The 19,681-nt window shown below is 74.9% G+C and carries 21 protein-coding genes and 1 pseudogene; 13 read left to right on the top strand and 9 right to left on the bottom strand.

Translation table 11 applies throughout. The features are described from left to right. Positions 1-71 precede the first annotated feature (71 nt). Positions 72-398: a carboxymuconolactone decarboxylase family protein gene (locus tag HOP40_RS28295; protein WP_172164355.1), complete on the bottom strand. Its 327-nt coding sequence runs from the start codon at positions 396-398 to the stop codon at positions 72-74. Between the two features lie 142 nt (positions 399-540). On the opposite strand from HOP40_RS28295, the gene HOP40_RS36660 reads away from it, so the two are divergent. The 3 genes from HOP40_RS36660 (at position 541) to HOP40_RS28280 (ending at position 2,558) form a co-directional block, all read left to right on the top strand. Then, positions 541-801: an SDR family oxidoreductase gene (locus HOP40_RS36660; protein ID WP_338053039.1), complete on the top strand. Its 261-nt coding sequence runs from the start codon at positions 541-543 to the stop codon at positions 799-801. 24 nt (positions 802-825) lie between these two features. Beyond that, positions 826-1,740, top strand: coding sequence for an RNA polymerase sigma-70 factor (locus tag HOP40_RS28285; RefSeq protein WP_172164352.1), 915 nt, complete (start codon positions 826-828; stop codon positions 1,738-1,740). A gap of 86 nt (positions 1,741-1,826) precedes the next feature. Further along, positions 1,827-2,558 carry an SDR family oxidoreductase gene (locus tag HOP40_RS28280; RefSeq protein WP_172164349.1) on the top strand — a complete coding sequence of 244 codons (732 nt, stop codon included), beginning with the start codon at positions 1,827-1,829 and terminating at the stop codon, positions 2,556-2,558. An 18-nt stretch (positions 2,559-2,576) separates the two neighbouring features. On the opposite strand, the gene HOP40_RS28275 is transcribed toward HOP40_RS28280, so the two are convergent. Continuing rightward, the gene (locus HOP40_RS28275) at positions 2,577-3,428 is read right to left on the bottom strand and encodes a LysR family transcriptional regulator (RefSeq protein WP_172164346.1); all 852 of its coding nucleotides are present in this window, start codon (positions 3,426-3,428) and stop codon (positions 2,577-2,579) included. A gap of 302 nt (positions 3,429-3,730) precedes the next feature. Between HOP40_RS28275 and HOP40_RS28270 the strand changes: the two genes are divergently transcribed. The 9 genes from HOP40_RS28270 (at position 3,731) to HOP40_RS28230 (ending at position 12,880) form a co-directional block, all read left to right on the top strand. After that, positions 3,731-5,095: an NtaA/DmoA family FMN-dependent monooxygenase gene (locus HOP40_RS28270; RefSeq protein WP_172164343.1), complete on the top strand. Its 1,365-nt coding sequence runs from the start codon at positions 3,731-3,733 to the stop codon at positions 5,093-5,095. 17 nt (positions 5,096-5,112) lie between these two features. Next, on the top strand, positions 5,113-6,651 hold the full coding sequence (locus HOP40_RS28265) for an ABC transporter substrate-binding protein (protein WP_172164320.1): 1,539 nt from the start codon (positions 5,113-5,115) through the stop codon (positions 6,649-6,651). Beyond that, positions 6,648-7,676 carry an ABC transporter permease gene (locus tag HOP40_RS28260; protein WP_172164317.1) on the top strand — a complete coding sequence of 343 codons (1,029 nt, stop codon included), beginning with the start codon at positions 6,648-6,650 and terminating at the stop codon, positions 7,674-7,676. Before HOP40_RS28265 ends, HOP40_RS28260 begins: the two co-directional genes overlap by 4 nt. Next, positions 7,676-8,503, top strand: a complete 828-nt coding sequence (locus HOP40_RS28255; RefSeq protein ID WP_172164314.1) for an ABC transporter permease — start codon at positions 7,676-7,678, stop codon at positions 8,501-8,503. The genes HOP40_RS28260 and HOP40_RS28255 overlap by 1 nt, the downstream gene beginning before the upstream one ends. Then, entirely contained in the window at positions 8,496-9,305 is an 810-nt protein-coding gene (locus tag HOP40_RS28250; RefSeq protein ID WP_172164311.1) for an ABC transporter ATP-binding protein, read from the top strand. Before HOP40_RS28255 ends, HOP40_RS28250 begins: the two co-directional genes overlap by 8 nt. Further along, positions 9,302-10,129: an ABC transporter ATP-binding protein gene (locus tag HOP40_RS28245; RefSeq protein ID WP_172164308.1), complete on the top strand. Its 828-nt coding sequence runs from the start codon at positions 9,302-9,304 to the stop codon at positions 10,127-10,129. The genes HOP40_RS28250 and HOP40_RS28245 overlap by 4 nt, the downstream gene beginning before the upstream one ends. Continuing rightward, positions 10,126-10,848 (top strand): alpha/beta hydrolase, encoded by a 723-nt coding sequence (locus tag HOP40_RS28240; protein WP_172164305.1) that lies wholly within the window; start codon positions 10,126-10,128, stop codon positions 10,846-10,848. The genes HOP40_RS28245 and HOP40_RS28240 overlap by 4 nt, the downstream gene beginning before the upstream one ends. Beyond that, a complete protein-coding gene (locus HOP40_RS28235; RefSeq protein ID WP_240157326.1) occupies positions 10,845-11,309 on the top strand; it encodes a cupin domain-containing protein in 465 nt (154 codons plus the stop codon). The genes HOP40_RS28240 and HOP40_RS28235 overlap by 4 nt, the downstream gene beginning before the upstream one ends. Before the next feature lie 107 nt (positions 11,310-11,416). Next, positions 11,417-12,880 (top strand): alkaline phosphatase PhoX, encoded by a 1,464-nt coding sequence (locus HOP40_RS28230; RefSeq protein ID WP_172164302.1) that lies wholly within the window; start codon positions 11,417-11,419, stop codon positions 12,878-12,880. 4 nt (positions 12,881-12,884) lie between these two features. Here the strand turns inward: HOP40_RS28230 and HOP40_RS28225 are convergent, their stop codons facing one another. The 5 genes from HOP40_RS28225 to HOP40_RS28205 form a co-directional block, all read right to left on the bottom strand. After that, on the bottom strand, positions 12,885-13,361 hold the full coding sequence (locus tag HOP40_RS28225) for a DUF5134 domain-containing protein (RefSeq protein WP_172164299.1): 477 nt from the start codon (positions 13,359-13,361) through the stop codon (positions 12,885-12,887). Between the two features lie 3 nt (positions 13,362-13,364). Then, positions 13,365-15,299 carry a primary-amine oxidase gene (locus tag HOP40_RS28220; protein WP_172164296.1) on the bottom strand — a complete coding sequence of 645 codons (1,935 nt, stop codon included), beginning with the start codon at positions 15,297-15,299 and terminating at the stop codon, positions 13,365-13,367. 14 nt (positions 15,300-15,313) lie between these two features. Further along, complete coding sequence (locus HOP40_RS28215) at positions 15,314-16,738, bottom strand: APC family permease (RefSeq protein ID WP_172164293.1); 1,425 nt, start codon at positions 16,736-16,738, stop codon at positions 15,314-15,316. A gap of 156 nt (positions 16,739-16,894) precedes the next feature. Further along, positions 16,895-17,365: a cyanase gene (gene cynS / locus HOP40_RS28210; RefSeq protein WP_172164290.1), complete on the bottom strand. Its 471-nt coding sequence runs from the start codon at positions 17,363-17,365 to the stop codon at positions 16,895-16,897. Continuing rightward, a complete protein-coding gene (locus HOP40_RS28205; protein ID WP_172164287.1) occupies positions 17,346-17,711 on the bottom strand; it encodes a cupin domain-containing protein in 366 nt (121 codons plus the stop codon). Before HOP40_RS28205 ends, cynS begins: the two co-directional genes overlap by 20 nt. An 83-nt stretch (positions 17,712-17,794) precedes the next feature. Between HOP40_RS28205 and HOP40_RS36655 the strand changes: the two are divergent. Beyond that, a pseudogene (locus HOP40_RS36655) lies at positions 17,795-18,631 on the top strand (helix-turn-helix transcriptional regulator); the annotation flags it as partial. Between the two features lie 17 nt (positions 18,632-18,648). Here the strand turns inward: HOP40_RS36655 and HOP40_RS28190 are convergent. Then, entirely contained in the window at positions 18,649-19,002 is a 354-nt protein-coding gene (locus HOP40_RS28190) for a sigma factor-like helix-turn-helix DNA-binding protein (protein WP_240157324.1), read from the bottom strand. Between the two features lie 66 nt (positions 19,003-19,068). Beyond that, the gene (locus HOP40_RS28185; RefSeq protein WP_240157323.1) at positions 19,069-19,680 is read right to left on the bottom strand and encodes a class F sortase; all 612 of its coding nucleotides are present in this window, start codon (positions 19,678-19,680) and stop codon (positions 19,069-19,071) included. Between the last annotated feature and the right edge of the window lies 1 nt (position 19,681).

Raw genomic sequence — 19,681 nt, 5'->3', positions numbered from 1 at the left:
GACCGGGCACCCCACCGGAGCAGCCGGTGGGGTGCCCGGTCGGCTGCGGCGACCGTGCACCCGGGCGTCGGTCAGACGTCGGCGTTCGTCCCTACCGTCTGCAGCGCGGCGACGGCGAGCCCGAAGGCCTCCAGGATGTTCTGGGAGGCGTTGAGGACCCGAGGCGCACCGACGATCGGAGCGACCGCCACCAGCACGTCCTGGACCTGTTCGATGGTCAGCCCCGCCTCGGCGGCCGGTCCGATGTGCATGACGTACGACGTGGCGGAGGCGTCGACCGCCGCGAGTGCGGCGATGCGCACCATGAGCAGGGTCACCGCGTCGAGCTCGGTGCGCTGCAGGGCCGCGGCGTTGATGTCGACCAGGGTGTCGAGAACGGGTGCTTCTCCGAGAGCCATGTGTCTTCCTTCCGGGTCTGGCCGCGGCACTCCGGTGTGCCGCGGGTCGTGGACGGACTTCGGTACCGTCCACAGCCTCTGGCTCCCGGCCCTGCGGCGGCTCACCCGCTCGTGGTGAATCGGCTCGAGCACCTCCGCGATCGTGCCGACGCGACCATCGCGCAGCGCGGTCGGGACTCGATCGAGGACCGACGACGTCCTACCCACCACGGGGGTCGGGGGTTCAGGCCGCGCTGCCACACCTGCGCCGGCGCGGCGGTCGCGTCGTGTGCGTGGGTTCGGTCTCCAGCGGTTCGGTCGGGCCGAGGAGATCGCCTCGGTCGCGGCATTCCTGGCCTCCCCGGGTGCCGACTGCATCACCGGGTCGGTCGTGGACGCGAACGGCGGCAGCTTCACCGGCTGACCGCAGCGCTCCTACGCTGTGACCGTGCACCTCCCGTCCGACGGTGCGGCACCGCCGTCCGCACCGGCCGACCTCGACGAGGCCGCGTCGTCGTTCGCCCTGGTCCGGCCGCGCCTGTTCGGGATCGCCTACCGGATGCTGGGCGCGGTGGCCGACGCCGAGGACGTCGTGCAGGACGTGTGGGTCAAGTGGCAGGTCCACGACCGGGACGCGGTCCGCGACGAGACCGCCTTCCTGGTGACGATGGCGACCCGGCTCGCCATCAACGCCACGCAGACGGCGCGGGTCCGGCGGGAGACCTACGTGGGTCCGTGGCTCCCGGAGCCGGTCGACACGAGCGCCGATCCGGCGCTCGGCGCGGAGCGGGGGGAGGCCCTCGACCTCGCGGTGCTCCTGCTCCTGGAGAAGCTCACGCCCACCGAGCGGGCGGCGTTCGTGCTGCGCGAGGCCTTCGACTACCCCTACGAGCGGATCGCGGAGGTGCTGCGGACGCAGGTCGCGAACGCGCGGAAGCTGGTCAGCCGGGCCCGCAGGAGCATCCGCGTCGAGAAGGAGGCGTCCGTCGACGCCGCGGCGCACCGCCGGCTGCTCTCGGCGTTCCTGGTCGCCGCCCGCGCGGGCGACCTCGACGACCTCGAGTCCCTGCTGGCCGCGGACGTCGTCAGCCACACCGACGGCGGGGGAGCGGTGCGCAACGCCGCCCGCGTCGTGGTGACCGGACGGGAGCGGGTGGCGCGGGTCGTAGCGACCTTCGCCTCGCGGTTCTGGGAGGGGGCCGAGGTGCGCTGGGTCGAGGCCAACGGCTCGCCGTCGGTGCTCGTGTCCCGGGACGGGGAGCCGGTCGCGCTGCTGGCCGTGACCGGCACGACCGACGGGTTGGACCGGCTGATGTGGGTGATGAACCCGGAGAAGCTGGAGCGGATCGCGCGGGCCGCGTAGGCGCCCTGTCACAGATCGCCGGGCTGTCCTGTCCTGCCTGTGGACGTCCGAACACGGACGCCCACTCACAGGAAGCAGGGCGGGTCATGGAGTTCGCAGTCATCGGTGGAACCGGGCTCATCGGGTCGCAGGTCGTGCGGGACCTGAACGCGGCAGGCCACGACGCGGTACCGCACGCGCTGTCGACCGGGGTCGACGTCATCACCGGGGAGGGCCTCGACGCCGCGCTGGCGGGCGCCGAGGTCGTCGTCAACCTGACCAACTCCCCGACGTTCGACGAGGCGTCGCCGGAGTTCTTCCGGACCTCGATGGACAACCTCGTGGCGGGGGCGGTGCGGGCCGACGCCGGGCACGTCGTCGTCCTGTCCATCGTCGGCGTGGACCGGGTGCCGGAGCTCGACTACTACCGGGCCAAGACCCTGCAGGAGGACGTCCTGAAGGCCGGTCCGGTGCCCTACTCGATCGTGCGGGCGACGCAGTTCATGGAGTTCATCGACGCGGTGCTGTCCTGGACCGCCGACGGGGACACGGTCCGCCTGCCGCGGACCCTGCTGCAGCCGTTGGCGGCGGCGGAGGTCGCCGCGACGGTCGCGGAGGTCGCCGCCGGCGCGCCGCTGAACGGGACGCTCGACCTCGCGGGCCCCGAGGTCTACCCGCTCGACGAGCTCGGCCGGATCACGCTCGCTGCAAGGGGCGACACGCGGTCGGTGACCGTGGACGGGTCCGCCGGCCTGTTCGCGGTGGTCCGCCCCGACGTGCTGGTCGCCGGCGAGGGTGCCCGCATCGCCTCCACCCGGTACACCGACTGGCTCAGGTAGGGACCGGCCGCCCGTCGGTCATGCGGGCGCGCTGCGACCCGCCAGCACCCCCGCGAGCGACCCGGTCGCCCTCTCGACGACGGCGGGCGGGAGCCCGCGCCGGGTGCGCAGGGACATCGGCACCGGCTCGACGGCCGGCAGGTCGTCGCGCCGCTCCAGGCCCTCGGGGACGCGGCCCATCGTGGCGAGCAGGGCGACGCCCAGCCCGGCGCGGGCGGCGGCGAGCACGCCGGCGAGGTAGGCGGCCTCGCAGGCCACGACGACCGCCTGCTCCTCGCGGGCCAGGGTCTCCAGCGCCCGCTCGCGCAGCGCGCAGGGGTCGTCGAGCGCCACGAGGGGGAGCGGCTCGCCGGGGGGCCGCACCCACCCCGGGGCGGCGAACCAGTGCAGCTCCAGCACGCCCGCGTCGTGCGACCGCTCGTCCCGGGCGCGGCCCAGCAGCAGGGCGAGGTCGAGCTCCCCGCGGTCGAGGGCCTCCCGCAGCCGCGCACCCCGGTCGAGGCGGAAGCGCACCCGTCCGGTGCCGAGCGCGGCGGGTGTGAGCTCCGGCAGCAGGCGGTCGGCGGCGTGCTCGGTGGACCCGACGACCAGCTCGTCGGGCCGGTCGGTCGTCAGGGCCTGCAGCGCCTCGTCGTGCACGGCGAGCAGCCGGCGGGCGTGGGCCAGCAGGGCGTCGCCCGCGGGGGTCGTGCGCGAGGTCCGGCCGACGCGCTCCATGAGGGGCTGCCCGCACACGCCCTCCAGCCGGCGGACGTGGGCGCTGACGGTGGGCTGGCTCACGTGCAGGGCCGCGGCGGCGCGGTGGAAGCCGCCGCAGTCGGCCACCGCCACGAAGCTGCGCAGCGCCACGACGTCGAGGACCCGGTTCACGCACCCATTCGAGCACGACCGATCAGGAATCCCTCTCGGATGTGATCGGGTCTCGTGCTTGGACGCGGCGCCCGCCCGCGTGCCACGATCACGGGCATGTCGGCCTCACCCGCGTCTCCGCTGCTCACGCAGCGCCGCGCCGTGGACCTCGGCCGCACCTGCTCCGCGACGTGTCGTCGCGCGACCGCCTGACGCCCTCCGCGCCCAGGCCCTCCCGCTCGTCCCCCTCCGCTCGTCCCTCCGCGTCCGCGCGCGCCGCCGCGCCCGGACGCGTCCTGAGCGCGTCCCAGAGAGGCCCACCCATGCCCCGGCAGTTGAAGCTCGGCGCCGTCCTGTTCGGCGTCGGCGGCCCCGGCGACCACGACACGTGGCGCCACCCCGAGGTCCCCCTCGACGCCAGCACCGACATCCGCTGGTACGTCGAGCGCGCGCGGCAGGCCGAGGCCGCGCTGTTCGACCTGGTGTTCATCGTCGACAGCCAGTTCATCACCCCGGACTCCCCGCCCCACTACCTCAACCGGCTGGAGCCGCTGACGCTGCTGTCGGCGGTGGCCGTGCAGACCGAGCGGATCGGGCTGGTCGGCACCCTGACCACCTCGTACAACTCGCCGTTCAACCTCGCCCGCCGCCTCGGGTCCCTCGACCTCATCAGCGGCGGGCGGGCCGGGTGGAACGTCGTCGCGACCGGCGACGGCGGCACGGCGGCGAACTACAGCCGCGACGAGCACTACGACTACGCCGCCCGCTACGGCCGCGCGCTGGAGTCGGTGCGGGTGTGCCAGGGGCTGTGGGACTCCTACGAGGACGACGCGTTCGCCGTCGACAAGGCGGCCGAGGAGTTCGTCGACCCCTCCCGCCTGCACCGCCTCGACCACAGCGGCGAGCACTTCTCCTCGGTGCGCGGGCCGCTCAACATCTCGCGCTCCCCGCAGGGCCGGCCGGTGATCTTCCAGGCCGGCGACTCGGAGGAGGGCCGCGACCTGGGCGCGGAGATCGGCGAGGGCATCTTCACCCACGCCCCGACGCTGGAGGCCGGCGTCGCGTTCGCCCGGGACATCCGGGCCCGCGCGCAGGCGAAGGGCCGCGACCCCCGGCACGTCGTCGTCATGCCCGGCATCACGCCGGTCGTCGCCGACACCGACGAGGAGGCGCTCGCGATCGAGGAGGCCCGCCGGCGCGACCGGTTCGAGCGCGACTTCCCCAAGACCCTCGCCCAGTTCGGCAGGCCGTTCGGCTGGCACGACTTCAGCGGGTACGACCTCGACGCCCCGTTCCCGGAGCTGGGCGACCTCGGGTCGACCAGCTTCCGCACGCAGGCCGAGCGGATCAAGGCCGTGGCCCGCGACGAGGGCCTCACGCTGCGCGAGACGGTGCTGCGGTTCACCGCGTCCACGCCCGCGCCGTTCGTCGGGTCCGCGCGGACCGTCGCCGACCGGATCCAGGAGTGGTTCGAGGCCGGCGCGCTCGACGGGCTGAACGTGCACGTCACCGTGCCCAGCGAGTTCGCCCGCTTCACCGACGGGGTCCTGCCGCTGCTGCGGGCCCGCGGCGTCGTCCGCGACGCCTACGACAGCACGACCCTGCGCGGGCACCTCGGCCTGCCCGTCCCCGAGAACGTCCACACCGCCGCCCGCGCGACCGCGCGTCCGCTGGTCCCCACCCCGTGAACAGGAGCACCACCGCCATGGGCGCCACCCCGTCCCGGCTCGCCCGCCTCGCCGCACTCGCGGTCGCCGCCGTCCTGCTGCTCGCCGGGTGCGGCGGCGCGAGCGCGGCCGGCGCCCGCGACACCACCCTGAGGTGGGGCTTCGCGCTGCCCACCTCGTGGGACCCGGTCACGTCCTCGACCGGCAACGACATCAACACCCTCGCGCTGGTCTACGCCTCGCTCACCCAGCTCGACGAGCAGGGGAACGCCGGGCCGGGACTGGCCGAGTCGTGGAGCTACAACGGCGACGGCACCGCGGTCACGTTCACGCTCCGGCCCGGGCTGACCTTCTCCGACGGCACGCCGCTCGACGCGGACGCCGTGCGGCAGAGCCTGCTGCGCGGCACGACGCAGCAGGACTCGCTGCTCAAGGACCAGCTGAGGACGATCGCCGACATCACCGTCGACGACGAGCGGACCGTCACGCTGCTCCTCGCCGCGCCCGACTACCAGGTGCCGAACCTGCTCGCCGGCAAGACGGGGGCGATCGTCAGCCCCGCGGCGTTCACGGCCGACGCGGCGGCGCTGCCGACGGCACCGGTCGGGGCCGGCCCGTTCACGATGGAGAGCTTCGTCCCGGAGTCCCGCGCCGTGCTCGTCCGCAACCCCGGCTACTGGAACGCCGACGAGATCCTGGTCGAGCGGCTCGAGCTCACCGCGGGCACCGACCCCTCGTCGGTCGTCGCGGCCGTGCAGACCGGCGCGCTGGACGTCGCCACGATCACCGGAAACCAGGTCGCGCAGGCGCAGGCCGCGGGGCTGGAGGTCGAGGTGATCGACTCGTTCGGCGTGAGCCAGGTCGACGTGCACAGCGGGCTGGAGCCGCTCACCGACCGGCGCGTCGTCGACGCCCTGAAGTTCGCCGTCGACCGCCAGGCGATCATCGACGTGACCCAGGGCGGCATCGGGGACGTCGCCTACCAGCCCTTCCCGGCGGGCTACGTCGCCCACGACCCGGGCCTGGACGGCGTGTTCGCCTACGACCCCGACCGGGCCCGGGCGCTGCTCGCCGAGGCGGGCTACGCGCCGGGGCAGCTGGCGCTCACCGTCACCGCGCCCGCCGCGACGCAGGACCGCGCCGAGCTCGTGCAGCAGCAGCTGCAGGCCGTCGGGGTGACCGCGACGATCAACGTGGTCCCGCCCGGCTCGTCGACGTGGCAGCAGGAGGTGTACCTCGGGCGGCGCGCGCAGTTCGCGCTCGACGGCACGGTCGGCCGGGAGTCCCCGGTGCAGAACCTCACGGTCGTCTACGGCGCCGAGGGCCTGATGAACACCAGCAAGGTCGCCACGCCGGAGTTCCTCGCCGCGCTCGACACCGTCCGCCGCACGCCGCTCGACGCCCCGGAGTACCCGGCCGTGCTGCAGGAGGCCGTGCGGCTGGGCGTGCTGATGTCGCCGAGCTTCTCCCTCGCCACGACGCCGCGGATCGCCGTGCGCAGCCCGCGCGTCTCGCCGCTGCCCCACTTCCTGTCCCAGTACCGCTGGGAGGGCGTCACGGTGGGGGAGCGGACGTGACGTCGGTCCTCGTCGCGGCGCCGGCGCCGGCCGTCCCTCGGGCGGCCGCGCCCGCCCCGCCCCGCCGCCGCACCGCGCTGCGCTGGTGGGGGCGCACCCTCGCCGCGACCGTGCCGGTGTTCCTGCTGGCCACGGGGGCCACGTTCGCGCTCGGCGCCGTGAGCGGGCTGAGCCCGGCCGGGCTCAAGCTCGGCGACGCGGCCACCCCGGCGGACGTGGCGCGCGTCGACGCCGAGTTCGGGCTCGACCGGCCCGTTGCGGTGCAGTACGCCGACTGGCTCGTCGGCGTGCTGCACGGCGACCTGGGCGTCTCGTGGTCCAACGGGGTCGGGGTGGCCGAGCAGATCGGCCAGCGGCTGGAGGTGTCGCTGTCGGTGGCCGGCCTGGCCCTGCTCATCGGCGTGCTCGGCGGCGTCGCGCTCGGTGTCCTCGCCGCGGTGCTGCGCGGCACCTGGGTGGACCGGACGATCACCGCGTTCTGCTCGGTGATCGCCACGCTGCCGCCGTTCGTCGTCGCGATCGGGCTGATCGTGGTGTTCGCGGTGCTGGTGCCGCTCGTGCCGTCGGCCGGGTACGTCTCGCCGTCCGTCGACGTGGGCGCCTGGTTCTCGCTGATCGTCCTGCCCGCGACGGCGCTGAGCCTGGACACCGTCGCCGACGTGGCCCGCCAGCTGCGCACCGGGCTGGTCGCGGCCTACCGCGAGAACTTCGTGCTCGGCGCGGTGGTCCGCGGCCTGCCGCCGCGGCGGATCCTCGGCGTGCACGTGCTGCGCAACGGCGCCGGCCCGGCGGTGGCAGTGCTCGGCCTGCGGGTGCCGGTGCTGATCGGCGGCGCTGTCGTCACCGAGAGCGTGTTCGGGATGGCGGGCTTCGGGAGGTTCGCCGCCGAGGGCGCGCTGCGCGGGGACGTGCCGGTGGTGCAGGGCGCGCTCGTCGTCGCGATCGTGGTGGTGCTGGCGTTCAGCCTGCTGGTCAACGCCCTGCTGGTGCGCCTGCGCCCGGCCGCGGCGGGACGGGGGACGTGATGCTGCGCTCCGTCGTCCGTCAGCGGGCCGGGGCGGTGTCGCTCGCGGTGCTGGCCGCGGTCGCGCTGCTCGCCGTCCTCGGGCCTGCGCTGGCGCCGCTCGACCCGCTCGCGCAGGACGCCCGTGCGGTCCTGCAGGGGCCGTCGCCCGCGCACTGGCTCGGGACCGACAACCTCGGCCGCGACGTGGCCTCCCGGCTGCTCGCGGGCTCGACGCTGTCGCTGGTGGCCGCGCTGGAGGCCGTCGCGGCCGGGCTGGTGCTCGGCGTCGTTCCGGGCCTGCTGTCGGTGCTGCTCGGGCGGACCTTCGAGTGGGTCACGCTGCGCGTGGTGGACGCGCTGGTCACGCTGCCGTTCCTGGTGTTCGCCGTGGCGATGACCGCGCTGCTCGGCAACGGGCTGCACCAGGCGATGCTCGCCGTCGGGATCCTCATCGCGCCGGCCTTCTACCGGGTCACCCGCGCCGCGGCGTTCCCGCTCGTCGGCGCCCCCTTCGTGGAGGCCGCGCAGCTCGCCGGCGCCACGCCCTGGTTCGTGCTGCGCCGCCACGTCTGGCCCACCGTGCTGCCGGCCGTCGCGGTGAGCACCGCGGGGCTGCTCGGCAGCAGCCTCGTCATCGTCTCCTCGCTGACGTTCCTCGGCATCGGCGTGCAGCCGCCCGCCCCGACCTGGGGCGGGATGCTCGCCACCGACCTGCTGTTCCTGTTCCAGCGCCCGTGGGGCCCGCTCGCCCCGGCGCTGCTCATCGTGCTGGCCGTCGGGGCGTGCCACGGCCTCGCCGACGCCCTGCGCGACGCGACCGCACCCCGGGAGGCCGTCCGTGCCTGAGTCCCTGCTGGAGGTGCGCGACCTCTCGGTCGTCGCCGGCGGCACCACCGTCGTCGAGGGGGTGGCGTTCGCCGTCGCCCGCGGCGGCAGCCTCGGCATCGTCGGCGAGTCGGGCAGCGGCAAGTCGCTGACCTGCCGCTCCGTGCTCGGCATCCTGCCGCCCGGCTGCACGAACGGGCCGGGCACGTCGATCCGCTTCGACGGCGCCGAGCTCACCGGCCTCGACGAGCCCGCCTGGCGGCCCTACCGCGGCGCGCGGATCGGCGCCGTCTTCCAGGACCCCGCCTCCTACCTCAACCCCTCGATCCCGGTCGGGCGCCAGCTCGCGGAGGTGCTGCGCGTGCGCGGCGGGCTCGGCAGGCGGGCCGCCCGCGAGCGGGCCGTCACGCTGCTCGCCCGCACCGGCCTGCGGGAACCGGCCCGGGTCGCCGGGCAGTACCCGCACGAGCTCTCGGGCGGGATGGCGCAGCGGGCGCTCATCGCGATCGCCCTCGCGCTCGACCCCGAGCTGCTCGTCGCCGACGAGGCCACCACGGCGCTCGACGTCACCGTGCAGGCCGAGGTGCTCGACCTGCTCGCCGACCTGCGCGAACGGCTCGGGCTCGCCCTCGTGCTGGTCTCGCACGACCTGGCCGTGGTCGCGCAGGTGTGCGAGGAGGTGCTCGTGCTCCGGGACGGCGCGGTCGTCGAGCGGGGCCGGGCGGCCGACGTGCTGCGCTCCCCGTCCCACCCCTACACCCGGTCGCTGGTGGAGAGCCACGAGCGGTTCGGGATCGAGCGGTTCCGGGAGGCGGTCCGATGACCCTGCTGGAGATCCGCGACCTGGCGGTGTCGCTCGGGCGCGGCCGGGGCCGTCGCGAGGTGCTGCACGGTGTCAACCTGGACGTGGCCGACGGCGAGGTCGTCGGGCTGATCGGGGAGACCGGGTCGGGCAAGACGACGATCGCGCGCACCGTCCTGGGCCTGCACCGCCCGGACCGGGGGACGGTCACCGTCGACGGGGTCGACGTGCCCGCGCTGCGCGGGCGGAGGCTGCGCGCGTTCCGGCACGCCGGCGCAGTGCAGTACGTGTTCCAGGACCCGCTGCGCAGCCTCGACCCCGACCTGCCGCTCGGGCGCTCGGTCGGGGAGGGGCTGGAGATCCGCGGCACGCCGGCCGCCGAGACCGCGGAGCGCGTCGCCGCCGCGCTGGAGCGGGTCGGGCTCGACCCCGCGCTGGCCGCGCGCCGGCCCGGCGAGGTCTCCGGGGGGCAGCGCCAGCGGGCCGCCATCGCCCGCGCGATGGTGCTCGCGCCGCGGCTGCTGCTCGCCGACGAGCCGGTGAGCGCGCTCGACGCGGCCGGGCGCGTGCAGGTGCTGGAGCTGCTGCTGCGCCTGCGGGAGGACGGCGGCCCCGGGATGCTGTTCGTCTCCCACGACCTGGGGTCGGTCGCCGGCACCACCGACCGGGTCGCGGTGCTGCACCGCGGCCGGATCGTCGAGTCCGGGCCGACGCGGCGCGTCGTCACCGCTCCGGAGCACCCCTACACCCGGCTGCTGGTCGGCTCCGCGCCGACGGTCGACGGGCACTCGCTGAGCCGTACCGAGCGCGCGGAGCTGCGCGCGGAACTGGAGGAGATCGCATGACCGTGGCCGCAGCGGACACGCTCACCTGGACCGGTCCGCCGGAGGTCGCCCCGCGGGGCACGCTGGTCGTCCTGCCCGGGCGGGGCGAGCACCCCGGGATCTACGAGCGGTTCGGACGGCGGATCGCCGTCGACGGGTACCGGGTGACCGCCGTCGCCGACCCGGTCGCCGACGCCGGGAGAGCGGCGTCGCTGGTGGCGGCCGCGCTCGACGGGGCCCCGGGCCCGCACGTGCTCGTCGGCTCGGACACCGGCGCGCTGCTCGCCGCCGCGCTCGTGGCGGACGGCCGGGTCCCGGCCGACGCGCTGGTGCTGGCCGGGCTCCCCGCCGGACCCCCCGGCGCGCCGGAGCCGGACGGCGAGGTCGCCGCACGCACGGCCTGCCCGACGCACGCGGCCCGGATCGCCGCACCCGACGGCGTGCGCGCCGGCGCGCTGGCCGAGCCGGTGCCCGACGGCTGGCTCGAGCGCGCCGACCCCGCCCGGATCGGCGTCCCCGTGCTGGGACTGCACGGCGCCGCCGACGCCGTCGCCCCGCTCGACGCCGCCCGGGCCTGGTACGCCCGGGTGCCGCTGGCCGAGCTGGTCGCGGTCACCGGGGGACGGCACGACGCCCTCAACGACGCCACGCACCGCACCGCCGCCGCGTCGGTGGTGCTGTTCCTGGAGCGGCTGCGGCTCGGCGCGGACCTCCCGCTCATCGCACGGGTGACCCGGTGACCGCGCAGGGCTTCCACCCCGACCTGGGCACGGCCCCCGCGCCGCCCGCGCGCATCCACCACGTCCGCGCCGGCGAGCTGACCGCGGACACCGCGCAGACCCCCGGGATGCGGCGCTACGAGGCGATCAGCGGCCGGACCGTCGGGTCGGCCGTGCTCTGGACGGGCGAGACGCACGTCGCCCCGGCCACGAGCTCGGGCGACCACCACCACGGCGAGGCCGAGACGTCGATCTACGTCGTCTCCGGGCGTCCCGAGTTCGTCTTCCACGACGGCACGGACGAGGTCGTGGTCCGCACCGGTCCCGGCGACCACGTGTTCGTCCCGCCCTGGCTGCCGCACCGCGAGGTCAACCCCGACCCCGACGACCCCGCGGTCGTGGTGATCTCCCGCTCGACGCAGGAGGGGATCGTCGTCGCCGTGCCCTCGCTGCGCCCGGCGGACGGAGCGGCGCCGGGCTGAGGTGCCCCGGTAGCGCGATGGCGGGCAGAGGTTCATCCGGAGGCCACCGCTCGTTCGTCGTCGGGGTATGGGGTCGGGGGGTCACCACCACCCGGAAGAGGGACACGATGAGCTCGTTGCACGACGTTCCGCACCCGCACGACGACGACACCGCACCGCGACCGGCGGGGGTGAACCGCCGCGCGCTGCTGCGCGCCGCGACCGCAGGCGGCCTGGGGATCGCCTTCGCCGGCAGCATCGACGCCGTCGCCGGCACCGCGGCCCACGGCGCTCCCACCCGTGTCGCGGCCGGGTACGGCCCGCTGGTCGCCGACCCGGCGGCGACGCTGGCCCTGCCCGAGGGCTTCTCCTACCGCATCGTCGCCCAGGCCGGTGTGACCACGCTGTCCGACGGCGGCGAGCCCACGCCCAGCGACATGGACGGCACGGCCTGCTTCGCGACCGGTGGGGGCTTCACCCTGGTCAACAACCACGAGATCGGCGGCAACGAGCCGTTCCGGGTGCCGGCGCGCGACGGGCTCACCTACGACCCCGGCGCCGGCGGCGGCACCACGAACATCGAGGTCGACGCGGACGGGGAGCGCGTGGGCGAGTACGTCAGCGTCGCCGGCACGCACAACAACTGCGCCGGCGGCGTGACGCCCTGGGGCACCTGGCTCACCTGCGAGGAGACCGAGGCCCGGGCCGGGGGCGCGCTCACCAAGGACCACGGCTTCGTGTTCGAGGTCAGCCCGGTCGCGGAGGAGAACCCCGGCAACAGCCCGGTCCCGCTGACGTTCCTGGGCCGCTTCGCCCACGAGGCCGTCGCGGTCGACCCCGACTCGTCGGTCGTCTACCTCACCGAGGACGCGTCCGGGCCCAACGGGCTGCTCTACCGCTGGGTCCCGCCGGCGGGGTTCTCCGGCGAGAAGTGGGAGCTCAAGGCGCTCGCGGAGGCCACCGGCGGGAGCACGGCCGGCGCGCTGCAGGCCATGCGCTGCCTGCGCGGCAGCCAGCACGTCCGCGACCTGTCCGAAGCCACCCGCCCGGGCACCCGGTACCAGGTGGAGTGGTACGACGTCCCCGACCGGCTCGCCGGCACGGTCCCCACGCGGGTCCAGCTCCCCGAGGACCGGGTGACCCGCAGCCGCAAGTTCGAGGGCGCGTGGTGGGGCGACGGCGGCGCCTACATCGTGGCGAGCTACGCCCGGACCGAGGACGGCAGCGTCAACCCGCACGACGGCCAGGTCTGGTTCTACGAGCCGCGGACCGAGAGCATCACGCTGCAGACGATCTTCGGGGTCAACCCGGCCCCCGAGCAGGACGGGACGAACTTCGACGGCCCCGACAACATCACCGTGTCCCCCTACGGCGGGGTCATCCTCGCCGAGGACGGCGAAGGGGTGCAGCACCTCGTCGGGGTCACCGACCAGGGGCAGTCCTACGCCCTGGCCCGCAACGACCTCAACGACAACGAGTTCGCGGGCCCGACCTTCAGCGAGGACGGCGCGATCCTGTTCGCCGCGATCCAGTCACCCGGCCACGTCTTCGCCATCACCGGGCCGTGGCGCCGCCCGTCGAACGGCTCCTGACCGGTCACACCAGGGTGAGGAAGGTCGTCGCCATGGCCGCTCCCATGACGAGGTGGGCGGCGGGCTCGGAACGGGAGCGGGAGCTCGTGAGGGAGTGCCACCAGGTGCCGGTCCGGACCGCGAAGTAGCCGGTCAGGGCCAGGCAGAGCACGCCGACGGCGAGCCCGCCGTGCTCGCGCGGGAGCAGCGGCATGAGCACCATCGCCGCGCCGGCCGCGCAGCTGTGCAGGGTCTCGGCGGCGCTGCTCTCGCCCCGGCCGCGACCGGCCAGGGCGAACAGGCAGGAGACGGCGGCGAGCACGGCGGAGATCCCGTGCCCGCCCGCCGCCATGGCGCCCATGGCGACCGCCATGACGCCGTGCCCCAGCGCGGTGGAGCGGTGCGCCGGGGCCCGGCGGGCGCGGGCCAGGAAGACCACGGCGGCGGCGAGGCACGCCGCGCCGAGGACGGCCTCCCAGAGGCCCGCGCCCGCGTGGTGCACGGCTCAGCCGTCCTCGGGCCGGCGGTCCTTGCCGGGACCGTGGACGTCGCCCTCGGTGTGGCAGTGCCCGCCGGAGGACGCCGGGACGTTCAGCGCCGGGTTGCGGTCGAAGAACCCCGAGGGCTTGAGCACGAAGCCGGTGTAGTCGACGGGCATGATCGGCCAGTCCTCCGGGCGCGGGAAGTGCGTGAGCCCGAAGGTGTGCCAGACGACGATGTCCTCGCCGTCGACGGGCCGGTCGGCCTGCACCCACGCCGGGAGGCCGGCGCCGCCCGGGTTCTGGTTCACGAAGTCCCCGGCCGGGTAGCGCTCGTCCTTGTCGTACCCGGTGACCCACAGCGCCTTCGTGGCGAACGTGGCGCGCGAGTGGATGCTCGACGCCTCGTCGGCGAGCAGGGTCGGCTGACCCAGCGGGTGCAGGGCGTAGCCGACGGGCTGGCCCAGCGCGTTGGTCTTCTCGGTGTTGACGATGTGCCAGACGCGGCCGGTGGAGGCGTTGGCGTCGCGCTGGGCATCGGACTCACGGCTCAGGCGCGTGACCTTGCGGCGGAACGCGTTGCCGTAGGGGTTGCCCTCGCCCATCGGGACGCGGGCGGCCTCGACCTCCTCCACCGCGTTCGCCGTGCCGTCGACGGTCATGTCGAGGCGGGCGGAGAACAGGTGCTGGTGGAACGGGGCGCCCAGGCCCGGGGCGATCTCGGTCGCGTACTCGCCGGGGGTTCCGGAGGTGAACACGATGCCGGTGGCCTTGCACTCGAGCTCGATGGTGCCGTCGAGGTAGAGGTACCAGTAGAAGCCGTAGTCGTAGTTGCCGATCGGGGTGAAGAAGCTGATCACCAGGCGGCGCTGGCGGCGGGTCTCACGGGCGCCGGTGAACATGTCGGAGTGCTTCCAGAGGACGCCGTAGTCCTCCTCGTGCATGCAGATCGCGTTCTCGATGGTGCGGGGGTTGCCGAGGTCGTCGGCGATGACGGCGTCGGTGTAGAGGATGTCGCCCAGGCAGTCGCAGCCCAGCTGCAGGGAGTCGGCGTAGCGGGCGAACATGTACTCGCCGCAGTCGAAGTAGTTCTGCCAGAACCGGACCGGCGACGGGTCGGCGTAGGGGACGACCATCTCGGCGACCGAGGCGCGGTAGCAGATCGGGCGGCCGTCGAAGCTGATCTGGTGCAGGGTCAGGCCCTCGCGCTCGTTGAAGCCGATGCGCAGGTCCCAGTTGCCCCAGCGCACGCGGCCGTCCTCGACGGTGAAGCTGCGGCCCTCGGGCTGGGTGATCTCGATGGGCTTGAGGTCCAGCGGCGCGCCCTGGACCTGCGGGTCGTCGAAGTTGCCGCTGGTGGCGGGCACCTCGTGGACGGCCTCGTCGACGACGCGGTCGACCCGGCGGCCGGTGAGGTCGACGTAGGCGACCATCCCGTCGATCGGGTGCGCCCACGGGTGGTCCTTCTCGTGGTCCTGGCGGAACCCGAACGCGCGCACGACCCGGCGGCCGGGGGTCTCGGGGTAGTCGGTGAACGCGCCGGCGGACAGCGGGACCGCGCGCACGGTGGTGGGGTCGATGCCGCGGCGCTCGAGGGCCGCGAGCCACTCGGGCGAACTGTTGAGGACGTCCTCGATGAACTCGAACTCGGTGTCGATGATGGGCGGCTGGCCCTCGGTGACCGGGTCGATCCGGCGCTGGGTGACCACGGAGCGGGAGTCGGTGGAGACCACGACGTCCCAGGAGGTGCCGGTGGCGATGTCGAGCAGGACGACGCGGAAGCGGCGGTCGGCGCCGCCGCCGGCGAGCACCTCGTCCTTGGCGGGCTCCTCGGGCGCGAAGAAGGTGTAGCGGACGTTCTCGCCGAGCAGCCCGGAGTCGAGCAGGACCTCGCGGACGGTGGTGACCTCGGCCTCGCTCGTCATCGCGAGCGCGTGGGTGCGGTTCTCGAGTGTGGTCATGGGTGGTTCTCCTTTCAGGCCGCGTCGGCGGCGAGGGAGGGGATGGACGGATCGGAGGCCGGGCGCACGCGGGACCAGACGACGCCGAAGACGACGGACAGCACCAGGACCGCGAAGATCACGGAGGCCAGCAGCCCGGAGCCGCCGATCAGGGTGGGGAAGTTCGAGACGGTGAGGACCAGGCAGGCCAGCAGGCCGACCAGGCCGAGGGCGGGGGCGGCCACGGTGTGCCACACGCGGGAGTCGACGCGGGTGCGGCGGAAGAAGACGATGACCGCGGCGCAGGTCAGCGTCATCAGGGCGAGCACGCCGACGGTCGAGGTGCCGGCCATCCAGGCGAAGACCTGCGCGACCGGGTCGAGCCCGGCGATCGCGAAGACGACGAGGAAGGCCGCGGCGACGGTGCTCTGGGTCAGCGACGCGACGTGCGGGGACCGGTGCCGGGGGTGGCTGCGGCCCACGGCGGAGTGCAGCGCCCCGGAGTTGCCGAGGGCGAAGTAGTAGCGGGCCAGCACGTTGTGGAAGGCCAGCGCCGCGGCGAACAGGCTGGTCATGAGCAGGACCTGGGCGACGTCGCCGCCGACCGGCCCGAGGACGTTCGTGATCGTCGTGACGATCATGCCGCCCGGGTCGGCCGCGGCGGCCTCGACGGCGGCGGCGTCGCCCCACGCGGACACGACGGCCCAGCTGGACAGCGTGTAGAACACGCCGATCAGCAGCAGCGCGGTGTAGGTCGCGCGCGGGATGGTCCGCTCCGGGTCGACGGCCTCGTCGCGGAACACCGCGGTCGCCTCGAACCCGATGAACGAGGCGATCGCGAACATGATGGCGATCCCGAGCGAGCCCGAGACGACCTGCGGGGGCGAGACGAACGCGGTCGAGAACTGCTCGCCCCGGCCGACCACGACCGCGTCGAACACCAGCACGATCGCCACCTCGGCGATCAGCAGGGCGCCGAGCACCTTGCCGGACAGCTCGATGTTGCGGAACCCGAGGAGGCCGACGACGGCGACCACGAGGAGCGACCAGATCCACCACGGCACGACCGGTCCGCCCCAGTTCTGGACCAGGGCGTCGATCACCGCGCCGATGTAGCCGTACACCGCGAGCTGCACGGCCGCGTAGGTGACCAGCGCGAGGAACGCCGAGCCGAGCCCGAGCGGGTGCCCGAGCCCGCGCTGCACGTAGGCGTAGAACGCGCCCGCGTCCGGCACGTGCCGGCTCATCGCGCAGAACCCGACCGCGAACAGCAGCAGGATCCCGCAGCAGAGGGCGAAGGTGGTGGGGAAGGCGGCGCCGTTGCCGGCGGCCAGCCCCAGCGGGACCGTGCCCGCGATGACGGTCAGCGGCGCCGCGGCGGCGACCACCATGAACACGATCGACCCCACCCCGAGCCTGCCGGTGAGGGTGCGTGGTGGTTCCGGATCCGTGACGCTCATACGCGCTCCAGTGATGTCCGTGGGTGACTGCGGACACCGTGGCGGCCTCGCGCCGGCCCGGCAACGGCCGTTCTCATTCGGGCGCCACCTGGCGAGGGGGATTCTCGTTCGGTGCGTTCCCGCTGATCACGGATGTGGGAGGGCCGCGCGAGGCCCTCACCACTGGTACGGCAGGAACTTCCCGTCGAACGTGACGACCACCCTGTCGCCGTCGGGGTCGGGCCGGCGGGCGACCGTCAGGTGGAAGTTGATGGCGCTCATGATCCCGTCGCCGAACTCCTCGTGGATCAGCGCCTTGATTGCGGCGCCGTAGACGTCGAGCGCCTCGTGGAACCGGTAGACGGTGGGGTCCGACGCCGTCTCGGGGTCGGGGGTGCGGGTGGGCTGGAGCTGCAGGGCCTCGACGACCTCGTCGTCGAGCCCGAGGAGCGCGCCGACGGCCTGCGCCTCCTCGGCCGGGACCGGGTGCTTCCCGAGCAGCGCGGCCACGGTCCACACCGGGGCGCGTCCGACGGCCTGCGCGACCTCGGCCCACGTCAGGCCGCGCCGGATGCGAAGCCGGTCGACGATCCGACCGGCCCCGGCCTTGTCCAGGAACCTCACGGGCTCAGGCGGAGTAGTAGTCATTGCCCCTCGAGAACTCGAGGAAGCGGCAGTCCTGCTCGCCGACGGCCCAGGCGTCGTGCCCGGGCGGCAGGAGCATGACGTCGCCGGCGGAGAACTCCTCGGTCGCGCCGTCGGCCATCCGCACGCCCAGGGTCCCGGCGCCGACGTAGGCGACGTGGGGCAGCTCGCACAGCTCGGTGCCGGCGTGGTCCTTGAGGTCGCTGGACCAGCGCGCCCCGACGGCGAACGTCACCTCGGTGACGCTGACGCCGTCGAGCTCGGCGGTCCTCTTCGAGATCAGGCCGTGCGCGTCGCTCTCGACCGCGGCGAGGGTCGCCTTCTGCATCACGGGGTTGTACGTGCCCATGGTGGCTCCAGGGTGGTGGGAGGATCCGGTCCGGCCATCCCATCCCACGGCGCCGGGCGGGGCCAGGGCGATCCGCGCGGCGGGTGCGGCGTTCCGCGCAGGCGGGGGCGGCGGTAACACGCGCACAACCTCGCCGACACGTGCGTGGACGACGCTGCACGCACCGGGCCCCCGCCATCGAGCCCCCCGTCGAGCCGGAGAACCGTGATGCCGCCGCCCGCCGACCTCGCCGTGCAGATCCTCGCCCGGGTGCCGCTGCCCGTCTGGGTCCTCGACGTCGACGGTGTGGTGGCGTTCGCGAACGACGCCGCGGCCGCGGCGCTGGGCTACCGGGACCCCGGTGTCCTGCGCGGCCTGCAGGGCCACGAGACCGTGCACCACCACCGTCCCGACGGCTCGGAGTACCCCGTGGCGCAGTGCCCGCTGCTGCGGCCGGCGTCGACGGGGGAGGCGGCCGCGGCCGACGACGAGTGGTTCATCCGCCGGGACGGCACCCTGCTGCCGATCGCCTGGTCGGCCGCGCCGATCGAGCTGTCGAACGGCCGCGGCACCGTCCTGTGTCCTTCCGGGACCGGACCCCCCGGCTCCCGCGGCCCGTCGACGGCGCCGGGCACGACGGCCCCGGGCACGACGGCCTCGTCGAGACGGTCGTCGACCACGTCGTGCGGCACGCCGCCGATCCCGCGCTCACCCCCCAGCGGCTCGCCCGCGAGCACCACGTCTCGCTGCGCCTGCTGCAGTCGCTCTTCGCCGCCGAGGGCACCTCGCCGGCGCGCTGCATCCGGGAGCAGCGCCTCCTGCTCGCGCGCGGGCTGCTGCTGGAGGGGACACCGGTGGCCGTCGCGGCGACGCGGAGCGGGTTCAGCGAGGTCGGCACGTTCACCCGCGCGTTCCGGCGCTGGGCGGGCACGACACCGTCGGCGTTCGCGAGCCGCGCTCAGGCGCCGCCGACGCGGCGGATCCCCACCGGCGAGGTGCCGTCGAGCGCGGCGACGAGGTCCTCGCGCGCGCGGGCGACGCGGGAGCGGATCGTGCCGACCGGGCAGCCGCAGACCTCCGCCGCCTCGGCGTAGCTCAGGTCCAGCAGCTGGGTGAGCACGAACGCCTCGCGGCGGTCGGCGTCGAGGGCGTCGACGAGACCGCGGAGCAGCACGGCCTCGTCCACCGCCGAGCGCACCAGGCCCGGGCGGGGCGCGACGGCGGCGGCGAGGGCGTCCCAGTCCTCGACGCCGCTGGTGCGGGGTCTGCGCACCGCGGTGCGGACCGCGTCGGCGCAGACGTGGCGCGCCACCGAGAGCAGCCAGGTGCGCGCGCTCGAGCGGCCGCCGAAGCCCGGCAGCGAGCGACTGACCGGTCCTCAGGCCGCCCCCGTGAGCCGGGCGTAGACGACGATGTTGTCCTCGTAGTCCCCGGTGCCGCCGTCGAACTCCCCGCCGCAGGTGATCAGGCGCAGCTCCGCCCGGTCGACGTCGCCGTAGACGGCGTCGCTGGGGAAGCTGTCCTTCGCGTACTGCTCGACCCGGTCGACGGTGAACACGGCGGTGGAGCCGTCCGCGCGCCGCACCCGCACCTCGTCGCCGGGCTCGGTGTCGCGGAGGCGGTGGAAGACGCCCGGCTCGCCCTTCCAGTCGACGTGCGCGGCGAGCACCGCGGGCCCGATCTCGCCCGGGGTGGGCGACAGGGCGTACCAGCCGGCGGTGGTGCCGTCCGGCGGGACCTCCATCGTGCCGTCGTCCTGCAGGCCGAGGTCCATCATCGCGCTGTCGACGCCGAGCGCCGGGATCACCACCCGCTCCGGCCGCGACTCCGCGAGCACCGTCGGCCGGTCCGCCGCCGGCGCGGTGGTGGTCGGGGTGGGGGCGACCGGAGCGGCCGGGGCCACCGGCTGCTCCGCGCCGCAGCCGGAGAGCAGCAGCGCGAGGGCCGCCCCCGCCAGGACGCGGCGGGGACGGCCGGGACGGCTGCGCACG

The organism is Pseudonocardia broussonetiae, from assembly GCF_013155125.1.
Taxonomy (GTDB): domain Bacteria; phylum Actinomycetota; class Actinomycetes; order Mycobacteriales; family Pseudonocardiaceae; genus Pseudonocardia; species Pseudonocardia broussonetiae.
The sequence above is the reverse complement of the archived record's forward strand: the minus strand, read 5'-3'. Positions and strand labels throughout refer to the sequence as shown.

What these genes read in the sequence shown, in the direction of transcription:
- HOP40_RS28205 (WP_172164287.1), bottom strand. Translation starts at nt 17,711, where the DNA reads ATGGGCACGTACAACCCCGTGATGCAGAAGGCGACCCTCGCCGCGGTC.
- HOP40_RS28240 (WP_172164305.1), top strand. Translation starts at nt 10,126, where the DNA reads ATGACCGTGGCCGCAGCGGACACGCTCACCTGGACCGGTCCGCCGGAG.
- HOP40_RS28255 (WP_172164314.1), top strand. Translation starts at nt 7,676, where the DNA reads ATGCTGCGCTCCGTCGTCCGTCAGCGGGCCGGGGCGGTGTCGCTCGCG.
- cynS (WP_172164290.1), bottom strand. Translation starts at nt 17,365, where the DNA reads ATGACTACTACTCCGCCTGAGCCCGTGAGGTTCCTGGACAAGGCCGGG.
- HOP40_RS28280 (WP_172164349.1), top strand. Translation starts at nt 1,827, where the DNA reads ATGGAGTTCGCAGTCATCGGTGGAACCGGGCTCATCGGGTCGCAGGTC.
- HOP40_RS28220 (WP_172164296.1), bottom strand. Translation starts at nt 15,299, where the DNA reads ATGACCACACTCGAGAACCGCACCCACGCGCTCGCGATGACGAGCGAG.
- HOP40_RS28230 (WP_172164302.1), top strand. Translation starts at nt 11,417, where the DNA reads ATGAGCTCGTTGCACGACGTTCCGCACCCGCACGACGACGACACCGCA.
- HOP40_RS28295 (WP_172164355.1), bottom strand. Translation starts at nt 398, where the DNA reads ATGGCTCTCGGAGAAGCACCCGTTCTCGACACCCTGGTCGACATCAAC.
- HOP40_RS28215 (WP_172164293.1), bottom strand. Translation starts at nt 16,738, where the DNA reads ATGAGCGTCACGGATCCGGAACCACCACGCACCCTCACCGGCAGGCTC.
- HOP40_RS28270 (WP_172164343.1), top strand. Translation starts at nt 3,731, where the DNA reads ATGCCCCGGCAGTTGAAGCTCGGCGCCGTCCTGTTCGGCGTCGGCGGC.
- HOP40_RS28265 (WP_172164320.1), top strand. Translation starts at nt 5,113, where the DNA reads ATGGGCGCCACCCCGTCCCGGCTCGCCCGCCTCGCCGCACTCGCGGTC.
- HOP40_RS28245 (WP_172164308.1), top strand. Translation starts at nt 9,302, where the DNA reads ATGACCCTGCTGGAGATCCGCGACCTGGCGGTGTCGCTCGGGCGCGGC.